Annotated in this window: 7 protein-coding genes and 1 CRISPR repeat array; of the genes, 6 read left to right on the top strand and 1 reads right to left on the bottom strand. The window is 33.8% G+C overall.

The genetic code is table 11. The features are described 5' to 3' along the window. Window positions 1-482: 482 nt before the first annotated feature. The 6 genes from ACKI3D_RS03765 to ACKI3D_RS03740 all read left to right on the top strand — a co-directional run bounded on the left by ACKI3D_RS03765 (window position 483) and on the right by ACKI3D_RS03740 (window position 3,395). Entirely contained in the window at window positions 483-929 is a 447-nt protein-coding gene (locus ACKI3D_RS03765; protein ID WP_407392425.1) for a hypothetical protein, read from the top strand. Between the two features lie 2 nt (window positions 930-931). After that, window positions 932-1,210 (top strand): hypothetical protein, encoded by a 279-nt coding sequence (locus ACKI3D_RS03760; protein WP_407392424.1) that lies wholly within the window; start codon window positions 932-934, stop codon window positions 1,208-1,210. Next, complete coding sequence (locus ACKI3D_RS03755; RefSeq protein ID WP_407392423.1) at window positions 1,207-1,740, top strand: hypothetical protein; 534 nt, start codon at window positions 1,207-1,209, stop codon at window positions 1,738-1,740. Before ACKI3D_RS03760 ends, ACKI3D_RS03755 begins: the two co-directional genes overlap by 4 nt. A 10-nt stretch (window positions 1,741-1,750) precedes the next feature. Then, window positions 1,751-2,284, top strand: a complete 534-nt coding sequence (locus ACKI3D_RS03750) for a hypothetical protein (protein ID WP_407392422.1) — start codon at window positions 1,751-1,753, stop codon at window positions 2,282-2,284. A 116-nt stretch (window positions 2,285-2,400) separates the two neighbouring features. Then, a complete protein-coding gene (locus tag ACKI3D_RS03745; protein WP_407392421.1) occupies window positions 2,401-2,952 on the top strand; it encodes a hypothetical protein in 552 nt (183 codons plus the stop codon). Between the two features lie 164 nt (window positions 2,953-3,116). Beyond that, entirely contained in the window at window positions 3,117-3,395 is a 279-nt protein-coding gene (locus ACKI3D_RS03740; RefSeq protein WP_407392420.1) for a hypothetical protein, read from the top strand. 305 nt (window positions 3,396-3,700) lie between these two features. Here the strand turns inward: ACKI3D_RS03740 and ACKI3D_RS03735 are convergent, their stop codons facing one another. Then, the gene (locus ACKI3D_RS03735; protein ID WP_407392419.1) at window positions 3,701-4,159 is read right to left on the bottom strand and encodes an Imm6 family immunity protein; all 459 of its coding nucleotides are present in this window, start codon (window positions 4,157-4,159) and stop codon (window positions 3,701-3,703) included. Window positions 4,160-4,428: 269 nt separating this feature from the next. Then, a CRISPR array of direct repeats spans window positions 4,429-5,508; the repeat unit is 35 nt; unit sequence GTCTTAATCCCTTAAATCAGGTCTATCGTTTGAAT. Between the last annotated feature and the right edge of the window lie 71 nt (window positions 5,509-5,579).

The following is a 5,579-nucleotide window of genomic DNA, read 5'->3' as shown; positions in this document are numbered from 1 at the left end:
AAATGAAAAAGACACAACCCCTGAATCTGACAGCGGCAAAATTTCTTTGAGATTTGTAGAAGAAATTGACCCGGAAGATTATTTTGGAGCAAAAAAATAGGAGGAAAAGTATGGATTTTTCTTTTAGAATTGAGGAATTAGAAGTATTGAACGAGCTTTTGACAAATCAGTAGCCAGAAATGATTATAATTTTAGTATTGATGGATTAGAGTCAACAAAGGATATTCTGCTCTAACAAGGCAACAAAAGGATTTTTTCGATAAAGAAATTTTCGATAAATTTAACATTAATCAGTATTTTACAGGAAAAGGCTTTACAGCTACAATTGACGAGAATGTTTTTGGTACTGGAGAAATGGTACTGGAATCAACAGGTAAAGAAACATTGCCATTGAGTAATGTAAAATATATAACATATCGTTATTCTGTTGATAAAGATTGTAATATAAAGTTATATAACGTTTATGATTAGGAGGATTAATTATGAAGACAGAAGAAAAGGTTGTTGATTGTATTTTTATTCAAGATAAAGAATTCTTAAAAATAAGCATTCACGAATATTATACATATAAAAATACAGAAGGATTATACTCAACATGCTATCTTCATAATGAAGATATACTGTTTGTTCTTAATACATTCAGGAAAATAGGGAAAGAAGGGTATGATTGTTGGGGTGGTGTTAAAGAAGTAATAGAGCATAATGAGAATGATTTTATTATGATTAAAATAAGTCATGGAAATGATAAAGGTTCTTTTGGTTTAGCACAATTATCAATTTACAACGAAAAATCTGGACCATCAATTACATTTGAATACTACGTAGATGATCCAATGAATCCAGAAGATAGCTTGTATAAATTTCTGATGGAATTGGAAAAATATGTGCCAAATGAGGATAAAGACAAAATAATCCCACAGTGGAGATAATTATGAATCAACATGTTCCTGGGACTAAATATGATGATTCTTACAAAAAACTTGGTGATATTATTTATGACTTTACTGGTGCAAGTAATTTATTCACAGGCTCAGGTATTACAGCCTCAGCAAATGGTATAGAAAACATAGAAAGAGGATTCAATAACTACAAGGGGTTTGATATTTCAGAGATGAGAGATTATCAAAATATCAAGATATTCAGATTTGAAGTCATCAATGACACTTCAAAAAAGATTAAGCGAGTCTATGTAAAGGAGCTAAATCAATGAGTGTAAATTTTGAATATAATTTTGAAGAATTAGAAAATGATGAATTAAAAATAAATGGTAAAAGAACAGATTCTTTTGGAGGAGAAGTCTGGGATTCAATAATAATAAATAGATCCTGGATTTCATGGATAATAACAACATTAAGAACCGCCACTATTGATGATTATGAAACATGGAAAAAAATTATAAAAAACAAATATGATAATTGTGAGCTAATGTTAATTATGAATCCAAGGGAAACAGACTATTCATATTTAAAAATACTTCCATTTTGGTCAGAAGAAAAAAAAACTACTCCTGGAATAGAGATTCCTTATTTATCATGGAATAAAACAAAACTAATGTCAGAATTTATTGAACCATTTTTAGTAGATTTGTCAAAATTTCTGTCAGAGGAAGAAAGAAACAAATTGCCAAAACCATGGAATGAAAATGAAAAAGACACAACCCCTGAATCTGACAGCGGCAAAATTTCTTTGAGATTTGTAGAAGAAATTGACCCGGAAGATTATTTTGGAGCAAAAAAATAGGAGGAAAAGTATGGATTTTTCTTTTAGAGTTGATGAAATAAATAAAACCGAAATAAAGTTATCAGTTAGTAAATTTACAGGTTCTATAATCTTACGAAAAGAAATGTGTTTATGGATAATAAATACATTGCGTAATGCAAGCCTGGATGATTATTATACTGAAGATAAGAAGTGGGAAAATAAGAAATTTAATATATCATTAAAACATCTTTTAATAAAAACAAGTTATTTTGTCCGTTCAACTCCATATTCACATATTCAAATTTATCCATGCTGGATTGATGAAAAAAAACGCTCTGCCCCTGTTACTATTCCATATAATAAAGCAGTACCAGAAATTTTAATGTCAGAATTTATTGAACCTGTATTAGCGGAACTTGAAAAATATGTTCCGACAGAAGATAAAGGTAAAATTGCAAAACCATGGAATATAAATGCAAAAATGGAAGAATATAAAAAACATCGGGAGGAGGAAAATAAAAATCCAGGACAACTTAAACTTAAATATGTTGGAGAAATTAGTCCTTCAGAGTTGTTTAATTAACAAAATCCATACCATATTGACCGTTTACAGGCTACGGGAGAGATGAAAATATATCGTTTTGAAATAACAAGTGATATATCAAAACCAATAAAATTAGTTGAACCAGGAGCAAAATAATGAAATACAGTCACAAGATTGAAGAAATAGAAAATGGGGAATTAAAACTAATTAGCAATGAGGCAGGTACCATAGATTCAATAATTATCACGAAAGCAATGATACCATGGATAATCAATACGTTGAGAGGTGCTTGTTTTGAGGATTATAATAGTGAAAAAACCAAATGGCGAGAGAAAATTAATGATTGTACAGTTTTAATTGGAACGGATTTTTTTGTAGAACGAACACCATATTCTTATATAGAAGTATATATTTATTGGGGTTCTAATAATCCCAAAAACTCAGCCCCAATAATAATCCCATACAATCGCCAATTTAAAGAACTAACAATGTCAGAGTTTATAGAACCATTCCTGTGTGATTTGGAAAAGTATTTGACAAAGGAAGAGCAGGAAAAACTTTTAAAACCTTGGTCAATAAACCAGACAAGAGAACAAGTTGTAGAAAAGTGGCAAAAGACACATACAAGTGATCCAAATGAAATAAAAATAAACTTTGTTGGAGAAATAGACCCAAAAGATTATTTTGGAGCAGACGCAAAAAAATAGGAGTAAAAATATGGAGTTGCAGGAACCGTTGCAGAGTGGTATAATCCAAACGACACGTCTATAAAATGGTTTGATGGTGGAGCGCCACAATTTCTGACACCATTGAATGTACGTGACATGAAAACTTTGGGCATAGTCACTGAAGTGGAATAGGAGGAAACACAATGAAAAGAAGGGAATTCGAGAAAAGAGTGAAGGACGAGAATCTGAAGATGGAAGATTATGATATTGCGCTTGACCACTATTATGACGGTCATCCACACTTCATGGGCTGTGTAAAAAAAAATGGGAAATGGGTGACATATGCTACAGACTTTAGAGATGGACATGCCTATATTATTGATTCGTATGCTACAGAAGACGAGGCATTCTCAGACTTTTATCTATTAATAAAGAGTCAAATTAAAGCTGAAACACTATACGGACCACCGAAAAGGGATTAATGGCCTTGTCCAAAAATCTTGTGTAAACGACACGTCGATAAAATGGTTTATGAGGTGCACCCCAAAGTTGGATATGTCAATACAGTTCAATTTTAGGAGGTGCCTGGACATTCCGGTCACGTTCCTTGCCCTATGATAAATCAGGTTGTAGTTTGATTTCATAACCGGCCAGACAGCCTCGATTCTGTTCCCGGCCAGCATGAGCTGGTGTTGTTCCGCCGCCAACTGCCCGCCCACAGTCGCTACACCATCTGCGCGCCTCTTCCCTTGGCTACTTTGATAGTTTCCAAACACCCTCCAACACACTACATAGCATCTTTTACAAATTGTTTAATGAACAAAATGTCAACAGATTTTTGCTCTGAATCATTCATTACCATGTAATCTAATAGCCTATCGCTCACATCGTCATCAACAAACAACTTATGGAGGTTTAAGTAAAAACTTTCTATCGTTTCATTATCCACACATTCAATGGTTTGTGGCATATATGTTTCTTCTGCATATTGATAAGCAGCTCGAATTATATATGCCAAAGTATTTGCGATGCACATCCAAACAGCTTTATTATTTTCATTCTTCTCCAATTGCATATATGTCATAATATCCTTTTCATCTACATTTTCTAAATAAAAATACAGTTGGTCTGCATCAATACTTTTGGATTGTATCCATTCCCAGCATTTTTGCAGTGCCTCCACAACAAGCCCATATCCATCAGAACACAAAATTCTATCTACAATCAAATCGCATAATGCCAACAAATATATTTCTTTAGCCTCTTCACTCAAACTATTGAATCCAAGCATTTTACCCTTCTCCCTTATTCAGCATATTGGCCACTCCCAACTTTAAAAGCTAATTTTTCATTAGGTTTTATGCCTTCGACGGCTTCAGATGTAACATCTACCAGGTCGAATTTCAAGTTTTAATTGAACTTATAAAAAAGGCGTAAAACCTTAAAATTTTAATCATCTCAAAAAACAAGGAAACTACACCATGACCAGAAACTATCTGATTGAAGAAATATCCCGTCTTAATCCCTTAAATCAGGTCTATCGTTTGAATCATTGGCTACAAGCTGGAGTATAAGAACTTGGCTTGCAAGAGTCTTAATCCCTTAAATCAGGTCTATCGTTTGAATCCCTAATGTAATGTACCGGATGTTTGAATGCTCGAATGAGTGTCTTAATCCCTTAAATCAGGTCTATCGTTTGAATATGTTGCTGATGAAATCCGTGACCGAAAGGTCAGAGAGAGTCTTAATCCCTTAAATCAGGTCTATCGTTTGAATTCTTAATGGGCTTGATGATACTCACAAGTATCTGTGTCTTAATCCCTTAAATCAGGTCTATCGTTTGAATTCATCTCCCTGAATGGAGAAACCATCCGTCTTTCCTGCGTCTTAATCCCTTAAATCAGGTCTATCGTTTGAATAAATCAACCTTTTTATGGGATTTGGGTGGAGTACAATTTTGTCTTAATCCCTTAAATCAGGTCTATCGTTTGAATTGATGATACAATCGATATTGATTGTATGAATACACTGAATATGTCTTAATCCCTTAAATCAGGTCTATCGTTTGAATTGGAGGACATCCAGGTGGATGACACCTTCGTTCTTCCGGTAACGTCTTAATCCCTTAAATCAGGTCTATCGTTTGAATTCGCTGAATGGATGCTAAATACCGGGGTGACTTTGCAGAGTCTTAATCCCTTAAATCAGGTCTATCGTTTGAATAGGCTATGACCTCGTTGCAAAGGTCCGGCGGATGATAAGGTCTTAATCCCTTAAATCAGGTCTATCGTTTGAATTTAGTACTTATGAAATTGATAGCGTCGCCTCTCAGTTGAGTCTTAATCCCTTAAATCAGGTCTATCGTTTGAATATAGAAACACAAGGAGACGTTTATGAGAATGTATACAAGGTCTTAATCCCTTAAATCAGGTCTATCGTTTGAATAAGGCCCTTATTAAGGCCGATCTCGAAATCTCACTTAACGGGTCTTAATCCCTTAAATCAGGTCTATCGTTTGAATTGGAGACGTGTTAACTATGAGTTCTGGAGATTACATAATGTCTTAATCCCTTAAATCAGGTCTATCGTTTGAATTGGAGACGTGTTAACTATGAGTTCTGGAGATTACATAATGTCTTAATCCCTTAAATCAGGTCTATCGTTTG

This window comes from Methanobrevibacter sp. (assembly GCF_045586545.1).
Taxonomy (GTDB): domain Archaea; phylum Methanobacteriota; class Methanobacteria; order Methanobacteriales; family Methanobacteriaceae; genus Methanocatella.
Note: the sequence above shows the minus strand (reverse complement) of the source record. Positions and strands in the feature narration are given on the sequence as shown.